The organism is Mesorhizobium onobrychidis, assembly GCF_024707545.1.
Classification (GTDB): Bacteria; Pseudomonadota; Alphaproteobacteria; order Rhizobiales; family Rhizobiaceae; genus Mesorhizobium; species Mesorhizobium onobrychidis.
Map to the genome: position 1 here is coordinate 34,024 of NZ_CP062229.1, position 16,326 is coordinate 50,349.

The 16,326-nt window shown below is 63.5% G+C and carries 15 protein-coding genes; 2 read left to right on the plus strand and 13 right to left on the minus strand.

Annotated features, from left to right (window positions below):
- Positions 1 to 82: 82 nt before the first annotated feature.
- The 10 genes from miaB to IHQ72_RS00210 all read right to left on the minus strand — a co-directional run bounded on the left by miaB (position 83) and on the right by IHQ72_RS00210 (position 9,915).
- On the minus strand, positions 83 to 1,492 hold the full coding sequence (gene miaB / locus IHQ72_RS00165; protein ID WP_374120321.1) for a tRNA (N6-isopentenyl adenosine(37)-C2)-methylthiotransferase MiaB: 1,410 nt from the start codon (positions 1,490 to 1,492) through the stop codon (positions 83 to 85).
- 116 nt (positions 1,493 to 1,608) lie between these two features.
- Complete coding sequence (gene olsA, locus IHQ72_RS00170) at positions 1,609 to 2,409, minus strand: lyso-ornithine lipid O-acyltransferase (protein ID WP_258120616.1); 801 nt, start codon at positions 2,407 to 2,409, stop codon at positions 1,609 to 1,611.
- Between the two features lie 145 nt (positions 2,410 to 2,554).
- The gene (gene rimI, locus IHQ72_RS00175) at positions 2,555 to 3,049 is read right to left on the minus strand and encodes a ribosomal protein S18-alanine N-acetyltransferase (protein WP_095493615.1); all 495 of its coding nucleotides are present in this window, start codon (positions 3,047 to 3,049) and stop codon (positions 2,555 to 2,557) included.
- On the minus strand, positions 3,049 to 3,738 hold the full coding sequence (gene tsaB / locus IHQ72_RS00180; protein ID WP_258120617.1) for a tRNA (adenosine(37)-N6)-threonylcarbamoyltransferase complex dimerization subunit type 1 TsaB: 690 nt from the start codon (positions 3,736 to 3,738) through the stop codon (positions 3,049 to 3,051). The genes rimI and tsaB overlap by 1 nt, the downstream gene beginning before the upstream one ends.
- Positions 3,739 to 3,917: 179 nt before the next feature.
- Complete coding sequence (locus IHQ72_RS00185) at positions 3,918 to 5,024, minus strand: DUF1513 domain-containing protein (protein ID WP_258124070.1); 1,107 nt, start codon at positions 5,022 to 5,024, stop codon at positions 3,918 to 3,920.
- A gap of 2 nt (positions 5,025 to 5,026) precedes the next feature.
- Positions 5,027 to 6,106, minus strand: coding sequence for an imelysin family protein (locus IHQ72_RS00190; protein ID WP_258120618.1), 1,080 nt, complete (start codon positions 6,104 to 6,106; stop codon positions 5,027 to 5,029).
- Entirely contained in the window at positions 6,106 to 7,713 is a 1,608-nt protein-coding gene (locus IHQ72_RS00195; RefSeq protein WP_258120619.1) for a di-heme oxidoreductase family protein, read from the minus strand. Before IHQ72_RS00195 ends, IHQ72_RS00190 begins: the two co-directional genes overlap by 1 nt.
- Positions 7,714 to 7,725: 12 nt before the next feature.
- Complete coding sequence (bfr, locus tag IHQ72_RS00200) at positions 7,726 to 8,211, minus strand: bacterioferritin (RefSeq protein WP_258120620.1); 486 nt, start codon at positions 8,209 to 8,211, stop codon at positions 7,726 to 7,728.
- Positions 8,177 to 8,488, minus strand: a complete 312-nt coding sequence (locus IHQ72_RS00205; RefSeq protein WP_065005901.1) for a (2Fe-2S)-binding protein — start codon at positions 8,486 to 8,488, stop codon at positions 8,177 to 8,179. Before IHQ72_RS00205 ends, bfr begins: the two co-directional genes overlap by 35 nt.
- 137 nt (positions 8,489 to 8,625) lie before the next feature.
- The gene (locus IHQ72_RS00210; protein WP_258124071.1) at positions 8,626 to 9,915 is read right to left on the minus strand and encodes an imelysin family protein; all 1,290 of its coding nucleotides are present in this window, start codon (positions 9,913 to 9,915) and stop codon (positions 8,626 to 8,628) included.
- A 456-nt stretch (positions 9,916 to 10,371) separates the two neighbouring features.
- On the opposite strand from IHQ72_RS00210, the gene IHQ72_RS00215 reads away from it, so the two are divergent.
- Positions 10,372 to 11,625 (plus strand): NAD(P)/FAD-dependent oxidoreductase, encoded by a 1,254-nt coding sequence (locus IHQ72_RS00215; RefSeq protein WP_258120621.1) that lies wholly within the window; start codon positions 10,372 to 10,374, stop codon positions 11,623 to 11,625.
- Between the two features lie 215 nt (positions 11,626 to 11,840).
- Here IHQ72_RS00215 and IHQ72_RS00220 read toward each other — a convergent pair whose 3' ends face one another.
- Positions 11,841 to 13,118, minus strand: a complete 1,278-nt coding sequence (locus tag IHQ72_RS00220) for a 4-aminobutyrate--2-oxoglutarate transaminase (RefSeq protein WP_258120622.1) — start codon at positions 13,116 to 13,118, stop codon at positions 11,841 to 11,843.
- A 285-nt stretch (positions 13,119 to 13,403) separates the two neighbouring features.
- Here IHQ72_RS00220 and IHQ72_RS00225 point away from each other — a divergent pair, with 285 nt between their 5' ends.
- On the plus strand, positions 13,404 to 14,567 hold the full coding sequence (locus IHQ72_RS00225) for an IS4 family transposase (RefSeq protein ID WP_258117380.1): 1,164 nt from the start codon (positions 13,404 to 13,406) through the stop codon (positions 14,565 to 14,567).
- Positions 14,568 to 14,749: 182 nt separating this feature from the next.
- Here IHQ72_RS00225 and IHQ72_RS00230 read toward each other — a convergent pair whose 3' ends face one another.
- Both IHQ72_RS00230 and IHQ72_RS00235 read right to left on the minus strand, forming a co-directional pair.
- Positions 14,750 to 15,496: an ABC transporter ATP-binding protein gene (locus tag IHQ72_RS00230; RefSeq protein ID WP_258120623.1), complete on the minus strand. Its 747-nt coding sequence runs from the start codon at positions 15,494 to 15,496 to the stop codon at positions 14,750 to 14,752.
- Positions 15,493 to 16,326 carry an ABC transporter ATP-binding protein gene (locus IHQ72_RS00235; protein WP_258120624.1) on the minus strand — a complete coding sequence of 278 codons (834 nt, stop codon included), beginning with the start codon at positions 16,324 to 16,326 and terminating at the stop codon, positions 15,493 to 15,495. Before IHQ72_RS00235 ends, IHQ72_RS00230 begins: the two co-directional genes overlap by 4 nt.

Consider the following 16,326-nt stretch of genomic DNA (forward strand, 5'->3'; position numbering starts at 1 on the left):
TCCGAAGCCCCCGATGGTAGGTTCTGGGGCAGGTTCTTCACTTCCGCAGCGCTCAACCGTCTCTCCTCATCTGCCGAGACCTTCAGGCCAATTCGGCGAACAGGCTGTTGTAACCCGTCTTCGTGATTCGTACCTGGATAATCTCACCGATTTCGCCGGACTTTTCATCAACAATAACCGGCTGCAGCCACGGCGAGCGGCCGACCTTCTGGCCGGCTTGACGACCGGGCTTCTCGATCAGCGTGTCGATGGTGCTGCCGACCAACCTGGCGCCGAAATCCTGCTGCTGCTTCAGCAGCAGCGCCTGCAGCCGCTGCAGGCGCTCGTCCTTGACGGCTTCCGGCACATGATCGGCCATCTCTGCGCCCGGCGTGCCGGGGCGCGGCGAATATTTGAACGAGAAGGCCGAGGCATAGTTCACCTGGCGGACGAGTTCCATCGTCGCCTCGAAATCCGCATCCGTCTCGCCGGGAAAGCCGACAATGAAATCGCCCGAAAGCGCTATATCGCTCCGCGCGGCGCGGATCCGGTCGAGCAGCGTCAGATAGTCCTTTGCCGTATGCCTGCGGTTCATCGCCTTGAGGATGCGGTCCGAGCCGGATTGCACAGGTAAGTGCAGATAGGGCATCAGCGCCGGCAAGTCACGGTGGGCGGCGATCAATTCGTCGTCCATGTCGCGCGGGTGGCTGGTGGTGTAGCGCAACCGCGCCAGCCCGGGAATCTCGGCCAGCCGGAACAGCAGGCGGCCAAGACCCCATTCCTCGGCGTTTTCGCCCTCGCCATGCCAGGCATTGACGTTTTGGCCAAGCAGCGTCACCTCGCGCACGCCGGCTTGCGCCAGCCGCTCGGCCTCGGCGACGATCTGCGCCACCGACCGCGACACTTCCGAGCCTCGGGTATAGGGCACAACGCAGAAGGTGCAGAACTTGTCGCAGCCTTCCTGCACGGTCAGGAACGCGGTGACGCCGCGTTTGATGATCTCGGCGTGCTTCGGCTGCGGCAGGTGCTCGAACTTGTCCTCGATGGCGTAGTCGGTCTCGACGATCTTTTCGCCGCCGCGTACCCGTGCCAGCACGCCGGGCAGTCGGTGATAGGTCTGCGGGCCGATGACCAGATCGACGGCCGGCGAGCGACGGATGATCTCGGCTCCCTCCGCCTGCGCCACGCAGCCGGCGACACCGACCAGCATCTCGCGGCCGGCCTGAGCCCGTTCGGCCTTCATCTCACGAATGCGACCGAGTTCGGAATAGACCTTCTCGGCGGCTTTCTCGCGGATATGGCAGGTGTTGAGCAGCACCAGATCGGCCTCGCCGATGGCATCCGTCGCCGTATAGCCATCAGCGGCCAGTGCGTCGGTCATACGCTGCGAATCATAGACATTCATCTGGCAGCCATAGGTCTTGACGAAGACCTTCCTGGTCGCGGCAGATGGTACGACCGCACTTTCGGCCGCACTTTCGATGTCGTCCCGTTCTATCGTATTCAGTTCCATCCGGCGGCTTCTAACGCCTTTCCCAGACAAAAAACAGACGATTCTGCTTTATAGCACCGCGTCCTCTTGGACGCGCAAAGGATGCTCGTGCACTTGAATTTGCGCTGGAGATTTTCCTACCGGCTCGGGTGCGGATCGGCGAGCGCCGCCTGCACCATATCGCGCACCTGACTCTCCATCAGCCTTGCCGTTTCCTTGCGGTTGGAGCCCTTGGAAAAGGCGACCGGCTCGCCGAAATGCACTTCGACATCGAGCCCGCCCTCTGCCATCAGGACCTTGAGATGCGGCATCAAATCCTCGTCACCGATCCAGGCGGCAATCGGCCGGTGCCTGCGGCCGAGCGGCACGCCGTGCAGGCGCGTATAGACGATCGCCACCGGCTGGATGAAGACCCTTTCGGCCGCCCCTTCCGAAATCGCCATCGAGGCGGCGCCGAACAGCGTGCTCTTGAACGGCAAGATCATGTTGCCGTCACCGGTCGACCCTTCGGCAAACAGCACCATGGCGTCGCCCTTGGCCATGCGGTTGGCGATCTCGCTCGCCTGGTCGCCCGACGAACGCTTGCGCTCGCGCTCGATGAAGACGGTGCGCTGCAGCTTCGACAACATGCCGATCAATGGCCAGCCGGCCATGTCGGCCCTGGCGATGAACGTCACGTCGGACATCGACCCCAGCACCATGATGTCGGTCCAGGAGATGTGGTTCGACGCAACCAATAACGGGCGCTGATTGGATATGGCCCCCTTGACATGAACGCGCATGCCCAGCGCCCGGATGATGAGCCGGTGCCAGATCTTCAGGATGAACGTCTCGCGCCAAAGCCCGGTCTTCATCGACAGTATCTGCAACGGCACGAGGATCAACGAGCCTACGACAACGAGGCCCAGCGCCAGGAAAATCCTTATTTTTCCGATCATCCGCTCTTGGCCCTGCCCCACCTATGGCTAGAGCGACGTGCGTCCAATTGGACGCACAAAGTGCTCTCTAGCATTTTTGAATCTGCGCATCTGAATCTACGCATCGTGCTTTCCGAAAATCGGTTCCGATTTGCGGGCCGATGCGCTACCGAAGATCGCGGCGCATGACAAGCGCCCCGGTCGGGCCGTGCTCGGGCGATCTGTAATAGTTGGCACGTTTGCCGACCTCGCGGAATCCCAGCCGCCGATAGAGCGCGATCGCGGCGACGTTGGTCTCGTCGACCTCGAGGAAAAGCGCCTCGGCGCGTTGCGCATGCAGTTCGCGCAGAACGGCATCCATCAGTTGCCAGCCAAGGCCCTGGCGGCGATGGGAGCGCGCCACCGCGACAGTCAGGACCTCACCTTCGCCGGCCGCCAGGCGCGCCAGCACGAAACCGACCGGCGGCTTGGCACCCTGTCCGGTCTCGCGCGCGGCATAGCCGAACACCGTGTCCTGCTCGAGCAGTGCGGCGAATTCGTCGTCGGTCCACGGCCGGACGAAATCCTCGCGATGCAGCACCGACATGGCCGCGCTGTCGGCAATCGTCAGCGGCTCGAGCGCAAAGTCCCTGCGGCGCGGCTGGAGGAAAGGAATGCGCATCAGTTTTTCTTCCCGGCTTTCTTCCTGGACAGGATAAACCCGGCCTGCGGCTTGGCGTCCGCCCCGCGCAAATAAAGCGGTTTCGGCTTTTCGCCTTCACCCTTGGTAGCGGCCAGCCGGGCATAGATTGCGATATCCGCAGTGGCACTTGTCGGGCCGATGTCGAAGGCGCGCCCGACCGAAGCGGCAATTTGCGATGTCGCCGTGCCGGCCATAACTGGAGACCTATCCACCGCCATGGCGGCGGCTTGCGAAAGCGTGGTCACCGCGGGACCGTAAATCAAAACGGATGCTTCGTCGTAAAGTGCTGCATGGATTTCCTCGCGACCGGCGTCGAGCGCGACCAGCACGGCGCGGCCGGGAAATGTCTCTTTCGCCTGCGCAGCCAGCGCTTCCAGCGTCATCACCCCGATTGCCGGAATTTTCAGCGCCAGCGCCAGGCCCCGCGCCGCCGAGACACCGACGCGCAGGCCGGTGAAGGAGCCCGGACCGGTGGAGACAGCGATGGCGCCGAGGCCGGCATAGTCGGTCCCGGCCGCCTTCAACGCCTCCTCGATCACGGCCATCAAATGCTCGGCATGGCCCTTGCCGAGATCGAACACCGAACGGCCGAGCTCTTTCCCGACCGCCGCGTCGTAGACACAGGCGGCGCAGAGATTGGCGGCGCAGTCGATGGCAAGCAGCTTCATGAGGCGGCCGGTTGGAGCACCCGCTTGGGCACAGGGTTCGAGACAATTTCCCTGTGCCCGCCATAGCTCATCCCCGCAAGGGAATAATGCATAAATCGTTTGGCGGCTTCGTTTCGACCTCGCCTGAAGGCGGTAACCTCTAGCGAACGTAACCGTCAGGGAACCGGTGCCGGAAGCACTTATCCGGCCTGCTCGATGCGCAGCATGTGATTGTCCCAAACATAGTCAGGCTCGGACCGTGTCGCGCCGCCCGCTTCGACGATTTCGCCGGTGCCTGTCGTCGCCATGAAGCTCGCCCCGTCGGGCGCCACGCCGCAGACCTCGGCCAGCGCGCTGGTGGCGACGATCCGGCCGCTGGCCGCATCGATCACCGCAAGCGAGTTGCCTTCCGGCGAGGACACCGCGACGGTGCCGGCGGCGGGGTTGGCGGCGACCGAGCCGATGTAGTTCCTGAAGCCGGAGAGCACGTCGCGCGGCATGTCGAGCAGTTGCAGATCCTTGCCGCGCGCGGCGCGGCCGACCAGCAGCGGACGATCGGTACCCGGCCCCCTGTACTGGCAGCCGAACCAGACCGTGCCGGATCGGTCGGCATCCATGTGACGGATCGAAAGCTGGTGCAGCGCCGGCGGCAGTTCGTGCTTTTCGACGAGGTCGCCGGTGAGGCGGTCGACCAGCACGTAGGACGGCTTCATCGTCGCGATGTTGAGCTCGGCGCGGCCATAATCCGGATGCGTCTCAATGCCGCCATTGGCGACGGCAATCGTCCTGCCGTCGTCCAGCAGCAGAAGCTCGTGCGAACCCATGCCATAGGTCGGGAATTCACTGATGCGCTTGAATTTCGCGCGCGCGTCATAGACGCCGACCACACCGGCGGCATTGTCGAAATCGTTCTCGGTGGCGTAGAGCAATGCGCCGTCGGTCGAAAACACGCCGTGGCCGAAGAAATGCCGGCCACTGACGCTGGCAATGGTCAGCGGCTCGTCGCGGCCTGTGTGGTCGAAGACCACGGCAAAGGTGCCGGGCTGCCTGGCAAAGACCACGGAGCGCCTCGACACCGGATCGAAAGTGACGTCGTGACCACGGGCGGGCAGGTCGATGGCGTGCAAGACCTTGCCGGCCTCGGACAGGATGGCCGCGCCATAGCTGCCGTCGCGCTTGACGAAAGCGGTGGCGAAGACGGCGTCGGCGGCAAGCGTCTTCGCCCATGCGGACGGCGCCATCGCCGCAACAAAGCCAACGCCTGCGGCCCTGAGGAAATCACGACGATCGATCAGCGGCGTCTTCAGAGCTAGTCCCCATCTAATGACGAGAAGCCGGCGGTCAGGCCGAATTCGGCGGTCAGCCTGGTGCCGATCAGGGTCGACAGGCTGGATGTCACCAGCGAGAAGTGGTCGAGCTTCTGGCGCAGCGCCGGATCGGCGAGTGCCTTGTCAATCGGACCTCTGATGGCCGTGGCGTCGGCGGCCCCGTTGACGAGCTGGATGTGGATCGATTCCGCCATCCAACGCGCGTCAGGCGGCAGCGCGTCGCCCAGATGCGAGGCCTGGAACAACGCGTCCATGCCTGCAAGATTTCCGGTCAGCGAGCGCGCCGTGTTTTGCGAACGCCAGTAGATCGCCTGTTTGGGCTTGTCGGCTTGCGGATTGCCGCCCAGAAAGCCTTTCAGGCGCACGTCACGGACCATTTCCAACTCGTTGATGAAGACGCCGACCAGTTCGGTCACCGCTTCCGTGCCGTCGCGGTAGAGCGCGTTTTGCGGCCCCGGATTGGCCCAAAGCGCTGCAAAGCCGTCGGGCCTGTTCCAGGCGTTGCTGACGTCGGCGGCAATCGTTTCGATGTTGCCGGCGACGGCCGCGCCGTAAGCGCAACGATAGAGGTCGTCCTTGCCGGCGAGCCGCTCGGCGCCATCGCCGTAAAGCACGAATTCCAGCGCACCGAGCCCTTGCATGGCGACGCTCTTAGCCGCCAGTTGGGCCGGGTCGGCGGCGGTCTGATCTTTACCGGCCAGCGCCGCCTGCACCTGCCTCAGGCCGATGCTCTTGCGGTCCGGCCAGAACAGCATGCGCTCCAGCCGGTTGTTCTGCGTGATCGGTCCGATGCGGATGATCTCGACGACCGACCAGGCATCCACGGTGCCGGAAAATTCGGCGCGCGCCGCATCGAGATGGTCCTGCGAGGGCGCGTCGCAAAGCGTAAGCATTGCCTTGGTCAGGCTGTCCGCATGGTCATGCAGTCGTGCATAGGCCGGGCGGACAAAGCCGTCGATCGCCCGTTGGATCACGTCGGAGGCCTTGACCGCCGCGGCCCCAGGCAATGCGCCTGCGAGGACCAGCGGGAGAACCAGGACAAACGCCAGACCCTTCGACATCAGAACGACTCCAGGAATTTGACCAGTGCGTCGCGATCGGCCGCATCGGCGGCGGCAAAGCGGTCGCGCGCCTTCTGCCCCTCGCCGCCATGCCACAGGATCGCCTCGGTCAGGGTGCGCGCGCGCCCGTCATGCAGGAAGAAGCTGTTGCCGTTGACGGTCTGGGTAAGACCGATGCCCCACAGCGGCGGCGTGCGCCATTCGCTTCCGGTAGCCTCGCCCACCCCTTGCCCGTCGGCGAGGCCCGGCCCCATGTCGTGCAGCAGAAAATCGGAATAGGGCCAGATCAGCTGGAAGGCCTGCGCCTTGTTGGGCGTGCCGCGACGGGTGACGAATTTCGGCGTATGGCAGGAAATGCAGCCCAGGTCGTAGAACAGCTTCTTGCCGGCCAGCACATCGGGTTTGTCGAGATCGCGCCGCGCCGGCACGGCGAGATTTTGCGAATAGAAGGTGACGAGGTCCATCACCGGCGACGGCGCCTCGACCGGGCCGAGGCGCTCCTGTGCGCCGTTCGGCATGGCAAGACATGCCTTTTCGGCCGCGGTGCAATCGCCCCAGTGGTTCGGCACTTCCGGCGTCGAAATGCCGATGTCGCCGGCGAATGCGTCCGCCGCTTGCTGGCGGATCGATGGCGTCTGCGCCTTCCAGCCGAAGCGGCCGAGCGTCAGTTCGCCGCTTTGGCCGTCGCGCACGATGTTGGGCCTGCCGGAGATGCCGTCACTATTCCGATCGTCCGGATCGGCATGGGTGAGAACGTCCGCCGGCGCGATCTGCTCGACCAGGCCGAGGCCGATCATCGGCGGCGTCATGCGCGGCGAAAGCGTGGTGTGCGGATCGAGCGGCCCGTTGGCGAGACCATCGACCGAATAGCTCGGCTTGCGCAGCGAAACCACCGTGCCGTCCGGCAGCGTGACTTTCTGCTCCTGATAGTCGACACGCATCCTGCCTTCGCCCCGAAGACCCGGAACGGCCAGGTCCTGCAATTGCGAGCCGTAGACCGGATCGGGGAAGTTGAGCACTTTGCGAGCGGCCAGCGCTGCCTTCTCCTCCTCGGTGCTCGCCTGCCGCGCCAGCCGCAGGAACATGGAGGTGGTACCGGTGTCGCCTTCCGGCGGATGACCGCGGCCGTCCTTCAGATGGCAATTCTGGCACGCCCGTTCGTTGAACAGCGGCCCAAGCCCGTCCGATGCCTGCGTCGACGAGGGCGACGACACCCAATTCTTGCGAAAGAGGGCATTGCCGAGCTTGAAGGTGCCTTCTTCCTCGAAGGTTATATTGGCAGAGGATTGCGAGAAAGCGTCCTTGTTGGCATCTTTCCGTGACGTGCTGGCGCCGCCCTGCATCGGCTCGAACTGCTCGGGCTTTGAAAAATCCTTGGTCGGCCTGGTTATTGCGATGACGCGCGCCAGATCCTTCGGCGTCAGATCGGTACGGCTGGTGGCGAGGCCCGCCGGTTCGGGCGCGCCGGCCAGCGCCGAGGCGGTCAGCGCGACCACTACGGCAAGCGAAAGCCCGCGAAGCCATCCGTATCGCGGGTTTTGCTGGGACGGCAGGCCGTAATCCTCGGCCCGCCGCAAGCGGCGCAAGAAATCTAAGGGGCGCCGCATTCCCGCATGTCCCTATTCCGCCTCGTCGGCCGATGCCGCGTTGAGCTGGCCGTATTTTTCCTCGCCGATCGAGGCGAGCAGGTCGAGTTGGGTCTCAAGGAAGTCGATGTGAGCTTCCTCGTCGGACAGCAGATCCTCGAACAGCTTCATCGTCACGTAGTCGCCTGCTTCGTTACAAATCTCGCGCGACCGTTTGTAGGCAGTGCGCGCGTCATATTCGCCGGCAAGATCGGATTCGAGCACTTCCTTGACATTCTGTCCGATACGCAGCGGTGCTACCGACTGCAGGTTCGGATGACCTTCAAGGAAGATGATGCGGGCCACGAGCCGGTCGGCATGGTGCATCTCCTCGATCGATTCCGCGCGTTCCTTCTTCGCCAGCTTGGCGTAGCCCCAGTCTTCCAGCAGCCGGAAGTGCACCCAGTACTGATTGACCGCTCCAAGTTCCAGAAATAGAGCCTCGTTAAGCCGCTCTATGATCTGCTGTTCGCCTTTCATGGGTTCTGCTCCCGTATTGGACGCGCAGGCCTCTGACGCGATCCAGGTGTGAAACGACATCCACGCCGCTCGCCTCCGAGCGGGCGTGGTAATTTTCGGTTACCCGAATGATCGTTTCGACCACATTTGGGAAGCAGCCGCAACAGCGACCACGCTTCTGCATGGCATGATAGATCTTCGCCGGCACGATAAGCTGCCAGGGATCCTGATCCAGCAGCCCGACGATCGTCTGCTCAATCTCCTTTTCGGTGATGATGTTGCAATGGCAGATCAGCATTATTTGCTCTGTATGGCTGACGGCACTTGCTCGGCGCCGTGTGGCTTATTATTTTCTCAATCGAACCGAAAACCGATTTCCACTTTTCTCTTTATGCGGACCTTCGGTTCGGGATCGTGCTCAAGGCCCTTGACGCCTTACTGGAACACTTTGTCTGGTGCATCGAGGCTGTCGGAGCCCTCGAAGGCGATGGCATTGAGTTTCAGGGTGCCGACGGCGCGTTCGATCGATTTGGTCTGGTCGACCAGCGCGTCGATCGCCGCCTGCACGGTGGCATTGCCTTCCGTGTTGCCTTCGCCGATCTGCTGGTCATAGGCCTCGCCGCCAAGCGCCCGCGCCTTGATGGCTTCCATCTTGGCGACGGTGACATCCAGCTTGTCCGACAGTTCCTTGTCGATCGCCGGATCGGCCTCCTTGACCATGTCGGATACCGAGGGGCCTTCGACGACGGTGCCGTCGAGGCGCGTGTAGCTGCCACGGTAGGCGGCGCGAATGCCGACGGCATCGTAGAGATGCGAGTCGTAGGTGTTGTCGGAGAAGCAGTCGTGCTCCTCTTCCGGGTCGTGCAGCAGCAGGCCGAGCTTCATGCGCTCGCCGGCGAGTTCGCCATAGGACAGCGAGCCCATGCCGGTGAGGATGGTCGAGATGCCGGTTTTCGGCTCGGCATCGACAAGGTTCTTGCGGGCGGCGCCGCCCTCCTTCCAGTCGTTGACCATGTCCTGCAGATCGGAAACCAGAAGGTCGCTCGCCGACTTCAGGTACTGCGCGCGACGATCGCAATTGCCGCCGGTGCAGTTGGCGAGATCGTAGTCCGTGTAGGGCCGTTCGCCGGCGCCCGGACCAGTGCCGTGCAGGTCCTGACCCCACAGCAGGAATTCGATGGCGTGATAGCCGGTGGCCACATTGGCCTCGATGCCGCCGGCCTCCTGCAGCGTGCCGGAGAGGAACTCCGGAGTAAGATTGCTGGCGTCGATCTTCTTGCCGTCGATTTCGATCGACTTGTTGGCGATCACATTGGCGGTGTAGAGCGCATTCGCGTCGGACTCGGTGCCGTAGCCGGCGGCGACATAGTCGATCAGGCCTTCGTCCAGCGGCCAGGCATTCACCTTGCCTTCCCAGTCGTCGACGATGGCATTGCCGAAGCGGTAGACTTCGGTCTGCTGATAGGGAACCCGCGACGCCCTCCAGGCCTCGCGGGCGGCAGTCAGCGTTTCCGCCGAAGGCTTGGCGAGCAGCGCATCGACGGCCTTGTCGAGCGCCTGGGCCGTAGTCAGCGAATCCTCATATTTGGCGAGCGCAATTTCCGAATAGGTCTTGATGACCGCTTTGGCATCGGTTTCCGCCTTGGCCGGCAACACGAATATCGCCGCCGTCAATGCCGCTGTGGCGCCGATCGCGGCGAGCCTGCCATATCGTGCCGTGATCATCGCTCTCATGACTGTCATCTCCTCGGAATTCAGTGAAATGCCGGCGCCAAAGGCGCGTCGGCAGGCAATCGGCGCCAAGGCAGGTCCATGCCATTGGGCGAGAAACAGGCCGCGGCATAGCGCGGTTTGCGGAAGAAAGACATCGAAATGCCTCCAATCGAAAGGGTTCAAGGCCAGACATCAAAGGGATGCGCTTGACGCGCAAGCTTCCATAAAGCGATGAAGGCACCGGAAGTCAACCAAATTCAGAGAGAAAAGCCAATCGAAACAATAGTTTAGAATAATTCTAAACTGCAAGTGTCAACTTTAGCCGCATTTTGCCGAGCCGTAGTTATAAATTGCACTATTGACGGACCGCCAGTCCGGGTGCGACCCGCAAAGGCGGTCTTGCGGCGGCGTCAGACAATCGCCACTTGGCGAGACGTCCTAGACTTGGATTAAGGAATTGGGGCTGCGATGAAGAACGGTGTGGTCATTGTCGGTGCGGGTCATGCGGGCGTGCAAGCCGCCGCCAGCCTGCGCGAGGACGGTTACGACGGACCCGTGATCCTCGCCAGTGACGAGAACGAACTGCCCTACCACAAGCCGCCGCTGTCGAAGACCTTCATCAAGGATCAAGAGGCCAAACCGCAACCGCTGCGCGGCGAGGCGTTTTATACCGGCAGTGCGATCGACTACCGGCCGGGCATTCGCGTCGATCGCATCGATGCCGGCGGACGCAGGCTGGAGATATCAGGTGGCGGCGTGCTGCCTTTCGACCGGCTGATCCTGGCGACCGGTTCGCGACCGCGCATTCTGCCGCTGCCGGGTTCGGATTTTTCAGGCGTTGTGTCACTGCGCTCGCTCGCCGACGCGCGCCTGATCCGCGAATTGAGCGCTCAGAGCGAGGCTGCCGTCATCCTCGGCGGCGGCTTCATCGGGCTGGAGATCGCCGCGACGCTCAAGGCGGCCGGCCGCAAGGTCACCGTGGTCGAGGCGATCGACCGGCTGCTTGGCCGGGCGGTGGCGCCGGTCATCGCGCGCCACGTGCGGCAGCGGCTGGAAGCCGCCGGTGTGCGCATCCTCACCGGAACCACGATTGCGCGGCTCGAAGGTGAGAGCGGCCGTGTCGCGGCCGCGGTCACCTCAAGCGGCGAGCGCCTGCCGGCGCAGATGGTCATCATCGGCATCGGCGTCGTGCCGAATGTCGAACTGGCGCAAGCCGCAGGTATCACCATCGCCAACGGCATCCGCGTCGACCAGCAGATGCGCACGTCGGTGCCGGAAATCCTCGCCATCGGCGATGCCGCCTCCTACCGGCACTGGCTCACCGGCGGCGATGTGCGGTTGGAATCGGTGCAGAATGCCACTGACCAGGCACGTCTTGCCGCCCGCACCATCCTCGGCCATGCGGACGCCTTTGCGGCGGTGCCGTGGTTCTGGTCTGATATCGGCGACATCAAGCTGCAGATGGTCGGCCTGATTTCGGGCGGCGACAGCCACGTCGTGCTCGGCGATGTCAACGCGAACAGATTCTCCATTTATCACTATGCTGGAAATCGTCTGCTCGGCATCGAATCGGTCAACCGGCCGGGCGACCACATGCTTGGCCGCAAGATGCTCGGCGCCGGATTCTCGCCGACACCGCAGACGGTTGCGGCGGGACCGGACGGGCTGAAGGCGGCGCTCGCCGCCTTTCAGCAGGAAGAGCCTGTCCGCGCCGCTGAATAGGATATGTTTGTATTCAGGTGATGCCGGCGAACGGCGGTTTTCTGCGCTGATCCTTCCCTTCTCCCCTTGTGGGAGAAGGTGGCCGAGCGAAGCTCGGTCGGATGAGGGGTGTTCCAGCTTGGCACCGACCGCACTCCGTCCAACACCCCTCTTCCGTCTCGGCGCTCCGCGCCGATCCACCTTCTCCCACAAGGGGAGAAGGGCAGCCGATCCGCTCAGGTGGCGCGGACCTCGCGGATCGAGCTTTCCAGGATGTCGAGCGCTTCGTTCATGACGCCGTCCTGGATTGTGATCGGCGCCAGGAAGCGGATGACATTGCCGTAGACGCCGCAGGTGAGCAGGATCAGGCCCCTATCGAGCGCCTTCAGCCGGACCGCATTGGCGATCTCGGCCGATGGCTGGCCCTTCTTCACTTCGTTGAACTCGACAGCGTTCATGAAGCCGGGGCCTCTGATATCGACGATCTCCGGCGTGTCGTCGCGGATCGATTGCAGCCGCTGCTTCAGCCGGTTGCCCAGCGTGTTGGCGCGGTCGCAGAGCTTTTCCTCTTCGATCACGTCGAGCACGGCATGCGCCGCGGCAACGCCGATCGGGCTGCCGCCATAGGTACCGCCGAGCCCGCCTGGGTTCGGCGCATCCATGATCTCGGCGCGGCCGGTGACCGCCGCCAGCGGGAAGCCGCCGGCCAGGCTCTTGGCCATGGTGGTGATGTCGGGCGCCACTTCGTGATGATCCATGGCGAACATCTTTCCGGTGCGGGCAAAGCCGGTCTGCACCTCGTCGGCGATCAACAGCATGCCGTGCTGGTCGCAGATCTTGCGCAGCGCCGTCATGAACTCGCGCGGCGCCTCGTAGAAGCCGCCCTCGCCCTGTACCGGCTCGACGATGATGGCAGCGACGCGGGCCGGATCGACATCGGCCTTGAACAGCCGGTCGAGCGCGGCCAGCGAATCGGCGACCGAGATCCCGTGCAGCGCCACCGGGAACGGCGCGTGGAAGACATCGGCCGGCATGGCGCCGAAGCCGACCTTGTAGGGCACGACCTTGCCGGTCAGCGCCATGCCCATGAAGGTGCGGCCGTGGAAGCCGCCGGCAAAGGCGATGACCGCCGGCCGGCCGGTGGCGTTGCGGGCGATCTTGATGGCGTTCTCCACGGCCTCAGCGCCGGTGGTGACGAAAATCGTCTTCTTGTCGAACTTGCCGGGCAGCATGCCATTCAGCCGTTCGGCCAGCCTGACATAGCTCTCATAGGGCACCACCTGGTGGCAGGTATGGGTGAAGCGGTCGAGCTGCGCCTTGACCGCCTCGATCACCTTGGGATGACGGTGCCCGGTGTTGACGACGGCGATGCCGGACGAGAAATCGATGTAGCGGCGGCCTTCGACATCCCAGATTTCCGAGTTTTCGGCGCGGTCGGCATAGATCTGCGTGGTCATGCCGACGCCGCGCGAGATCGACTGGTTCTTGCGTTCGGAAATGGCTGAATTCTTCATGATGTCCCTCACCAGGCCGGCGCCCGTTCTCGTTTGGTGTATGCTAAGACCTGTTCTGACCTTATTTCACGTTTTCCTCAAGTTGGCACCGGCGGCGGGCGATTGGGCCTGCCGTTGGTGTCGTGATCCTTCCCACCCCCCTCTGGCCTGCCGGCCATCTCCCCCGCAAGGCAGGGCTGTCCGGGGAAAGTTTTGAGTGAATCGAAATGCCACATGTGCATGCCCCGTAAAACGGGTTTTGTCCGTCTTCTCTCTGGTTGTCGAGACTCAGAAAAGGAACGGGGCATGCGCTTTGCACCTAGCATCTTCGGGCAGCTTCTTGAACCCATCGATCGGCGTCAATTCCAAGCAATTGTGGATCGCCACGACGGGGATGCGTACGACAAATCGTTCAGAAGCTGGGATCATCTGGTGGCGCTGATCTATGCCCAGTTCTGCGGCAGCAGCGGCTTGCGTGGCCTGGAAGCCGGCTGGAACGCCAACAGCCAGCATCATTATCACCTGGGCAGCGGTCCCTTGATGCGTTCGACCTTGTCGGACGCCAACAGACGGCGTCCGGTCGCCATCTTTGCCGAGGCGTTCGGTCTGGTGGCGGGTCTGCTTGACCGGCAGACGCGGCGCGAGGGCACAGAAATGCTGCGGCTGATCGACTCGACCCCCATTCCGCTCGGCAAACTGTGCGATTGGGCCAAGTCGAACGGGCGCATCCGCGGCATGAAGGTGCATGTCGTCTATGACCCGAAGGCCGACTGTCCGCGCGTCCTCGACATCACCGACGCCAACGTCAACGACGCCCAGGTCGGCCGCCAGATCACGATCGAAGCTGGAGCGACCTACGTGTTCGACAAGGGCTACTGCCATTATGGCTGGTGGACGGCGATCGCCGAAGCCGGATCGATCTTCGTGACGCGGCCCAAGGCCAACATGGGGCTGGCGCTGGTGTGCGATCGCCCTATAGCCGAGCCGCAGGGCGACGGCTTCCTGGTTGTGGAAGACAGTGAGGTAAGCCTGGTCAGCAAGGGCGTTTGCAAGCTGCCGATGCGCCTGCGTCGCCTGCGCGTTCAGCGCGAAGAGGGCGACACCATCACGCTTTTGACCAACGATCTGGAGCGCTCCGCCATCGAGATTGGACGGCTCTACAAAGGCCGCTGGCAAATCGAGCTTCTGTTCCGATGGATCAAGCAGCACCTCAAGATCCGCAAGTTCCTCGGCAACAACGGCAATGCCATTCGCCTGCAACTCTTTGCCGCAATGATCGCCTATGCGCTGCTGCGCATTGTCGCGCGCACCCGCCGCGTCCCTATTCCAATCTTGAGGTTCACAGAACTGGTCGCTCAATACTTGTTCGGGCGGCGGAAAATGCACACCATCCACAAGCCGCCACCGGTCAATCAAAGCCGACCAAAAGACCGAGCCTCTCCCAATCAGATGGCCTTCATATATGAATAACTTTCCCCGGACAGCCCTGCCCGCAAGGGGGGAGATCAGCAGCTTCGGCGCTTCGCTGACTCCTGCAACGATGACAGTTGGCGAAAGCGGCTGAGCGCTTAATCTCCCCCCTTGCGGGGGAGATGTCCGGCAGGACAGAGGGGGGTGGGAGGGAACGCGACGTAAGCGATAGACGATAGACGTTACGTTCGCACGAACCCCTCGCTGGCCCTGAGCAGGTTGCGCGTATAATCCCTGGTCACGCGGCGCTCGATGAGGTCGCCTGCGGTGAGGTGCTCCACCGCCTCGCCGTTCTGCATCACCATCAGCCGCTCGCACATATGGGTGATGATGGCGAGGTCGTGGCTGACCATCAGGAAGGTCAGCTTGCGCCGCCGCCGGATCTCTTCCAAGAGGTTGAGCACTTCGGCCTGCACCGAAGCGTCGAGCGCCGAGGTCGGCTCGTCGAGCAGCAGGATCGACGGTTCGAGGATCAGGGCACGCGCAATCGCCACGCGCTGGCGCTGGCCGCCCGACAATTGATGCGAATAACGGAAGCGGAAGCCGGTTCCGAGGCCAACCTCATCCAGCGCCCGTTGGATGCGCTTCTCACCATCGGCAAAGCCGTGGATGGCGAGCGGCTCCTGCAGCAGGCGGTCGACGGTCTGGCGCGGATGCAGCGAGCCATAGGGATCCTGGAAGACCATCTGCACCTCGCGATAAAAGGCCTTGTCGCGGCGCGCACCGAGTTTTTTCCCGTTCACGGTGATGCTGCCCGAAGCGGCCGGCGCGAGACCGGCGATTGCCCTGAGCAGCGTGGATTTGCCGGAGCCGGATTCGCCGACCAGGCCAAAGGATTCGCCGGATTGCACTTCGAGGCTGACGCCCTTCAGCGCGCGAAACCGGTCGAAGATCACCTCCAGCCTGTCGACGGAAAGCGCTGATGTCATGCCGCCCACTCCGGCCTGCGGTCGAGTACCGGCAGCGGGTGACGGTCGGCGCCGATCTTGGGCATGCAGTTGAGCAGGCCGCGCGTATAGGGATGCTGGGCGCGGCCGAGTTCCGATGCCTTGAGCTGCTCGACCACCTTGCCGGCATACATGACGATCACCCGGTCGCAGAAGGAGGAAACCAGCCGCAGATCGTGCGAGATGAAGATCAGCCCCATGCCGCGCTCGCTGACCAGCCTGTCGAGAATGCCGAGCACGTCAAGTTGCACGGTGACGTCCAGCGCCGAGGTTGGCTCGTCGGCGATCATCATTTCCGGCCCGGCGATCAGCATCATGGCGATCATGGCGCGCTGGCCCATGCCGCCCGACACCTCGTGCGGATGCAGGTCGAAGACACGGGCCGGATCGCGGATCTGCACGGCCTCCAGCATGGCAAGCGCGCGGTCGCGGGCTTCGGCCTGGCCGACCTTCTCATGCGTGCGCAGCGTCTCGACGATCTGCCGGCCGATGCTCATCACCGGATCGAGCGAATATTTCGGATCCTGCAGGATCATGGCGATGCGCTTGCCGCGCAGCGCCCGGCGTTCGCGGGGCGAGGCGGCGAGCAGGTCGATGCCGTCGAAAGCAAGTTTCCTGGCGGTGACCTCGGCCTGCGGCGGGGTCAGGCCCATGATGGCGCGGCCGGTCTGCGACTTGCCGGAACCGCTCTCGCCGACGATGCCGAGCCGTTCGCGGCCGAGCGAGAACGAGACGCCGCGCACCGCCTCGATCCGGCCGGTGCGCGTCGGGAAGGTGACGCGCAGATCGTCGACGTCGAGAAGCGTGCTCAT

What these genes read in the sequence shown, in the direction of transcription:
- miaB (WP_374120321.1), bottom strand. Translation starts at nt 1,492, where the DNA reads ATGGAACTGAATACGATAGAACGGGACGACATCGAAAGTGCGGCCGAA.
- olsA (WP_258120616.1), bottom strand. Translation starts at nt 2,409, where the DNA reads ATGATCGGAAAAATAAGGATTTTCCTGGCGCTGGGCCTCGTTGTCGTA.
- rimI (WP_095493615.1), bottom strand. Translation starts at nt 3,049, where the DNA reads ATGCGCATTCCTTTCCTCCAGCCGCGCCGCAGGGACTTTGCGCTCGAG.
- tsaB (WP_258120617.1), bottom strand. Translation starts at nt 3,738, where the DNA reads ATGAAGCTGCTTGCCATCGACTGCGCCGCCAATCTCTGCGCCGCCTGT.
- IHQ72_RS00190 (WP_258120618.1), bottom strand. Translation starts at nt 6,106, where the DNA reads ATGTCGAAGGGTCTGGCGTTTGTCCTGGTTCTCCCGCTGGTCCTCGCA.
- IHQ72_RS00195 (WP_258120619.1), bottom strand. Translation starts at nt 7,713, where the DNA reads ATGCGGCGCCCCTTAGATTTCTTGCGCCGCTTGCGGCGGGCCGAGGAT.
- bfr (WP_258120620.1), bottom strand. Translation starts at nt 8,211, where the DNA reads ATGAAAGGCGAACAGCAGATCATAGAGCGGCTTAACGAGGCTCTATTT.
- IHQ72_RS00205 (WP_065005901.1), bottom strand. Translation starts at nt 8,488, where the DNA reads ATGCTGATCTGCCATTGCAACATCATCACCGAAAAGGAGATTGAGCAG.
- IHQ72_RS00210 (WP_258124071.1), bottom strand. Translation starts at nt 9,915, where the DNA reads ATGATCACGGCACGATATGGCAGGCTCGCCGCGATCGGCGCCACAGCG.
- IHQ72_RS00215 (WP_258120621.1), top strand. Translation starts at nt 10,372, where the DNA reads ATGAAGAACGGTGTGGTCATTGTCGGTGCGGGTCATGCGGGCGTGCAA.
- IHQ72_RS00220 (WP_258120622.1), bottom strand. Translation starts at nt 13,118, where the DNA reads ATGAAGAATTCAGCCATTTCCGAACGCAAGAACCAGTCGATCTCGCGC.
- IHQ72_RS00225 (WP_258117380.1), top strand. Translation starts at nt 13,404, where the DNA reads ATGCGCTTTGCACCTAGCATCTTCGGGCAGCTTCTTGAACCCATCGAT.
- IHQ72_RS00230 (WP_258120623.1), bottom strand. Translation starts at nt 15,496, where the DNA reads ATGACATCAGCGCTTTCCGTCGACAGGCTGGAGGTGATCTTCGACCGG.
- IHQ72_RS00235 (WP_258120624.1), bottom strand. Translation starts at nt 16,326, where the DNA reads ATGAGCACGCTTCTCGACGTCGACGATCTGCGCGTCACCTTCCCGACG.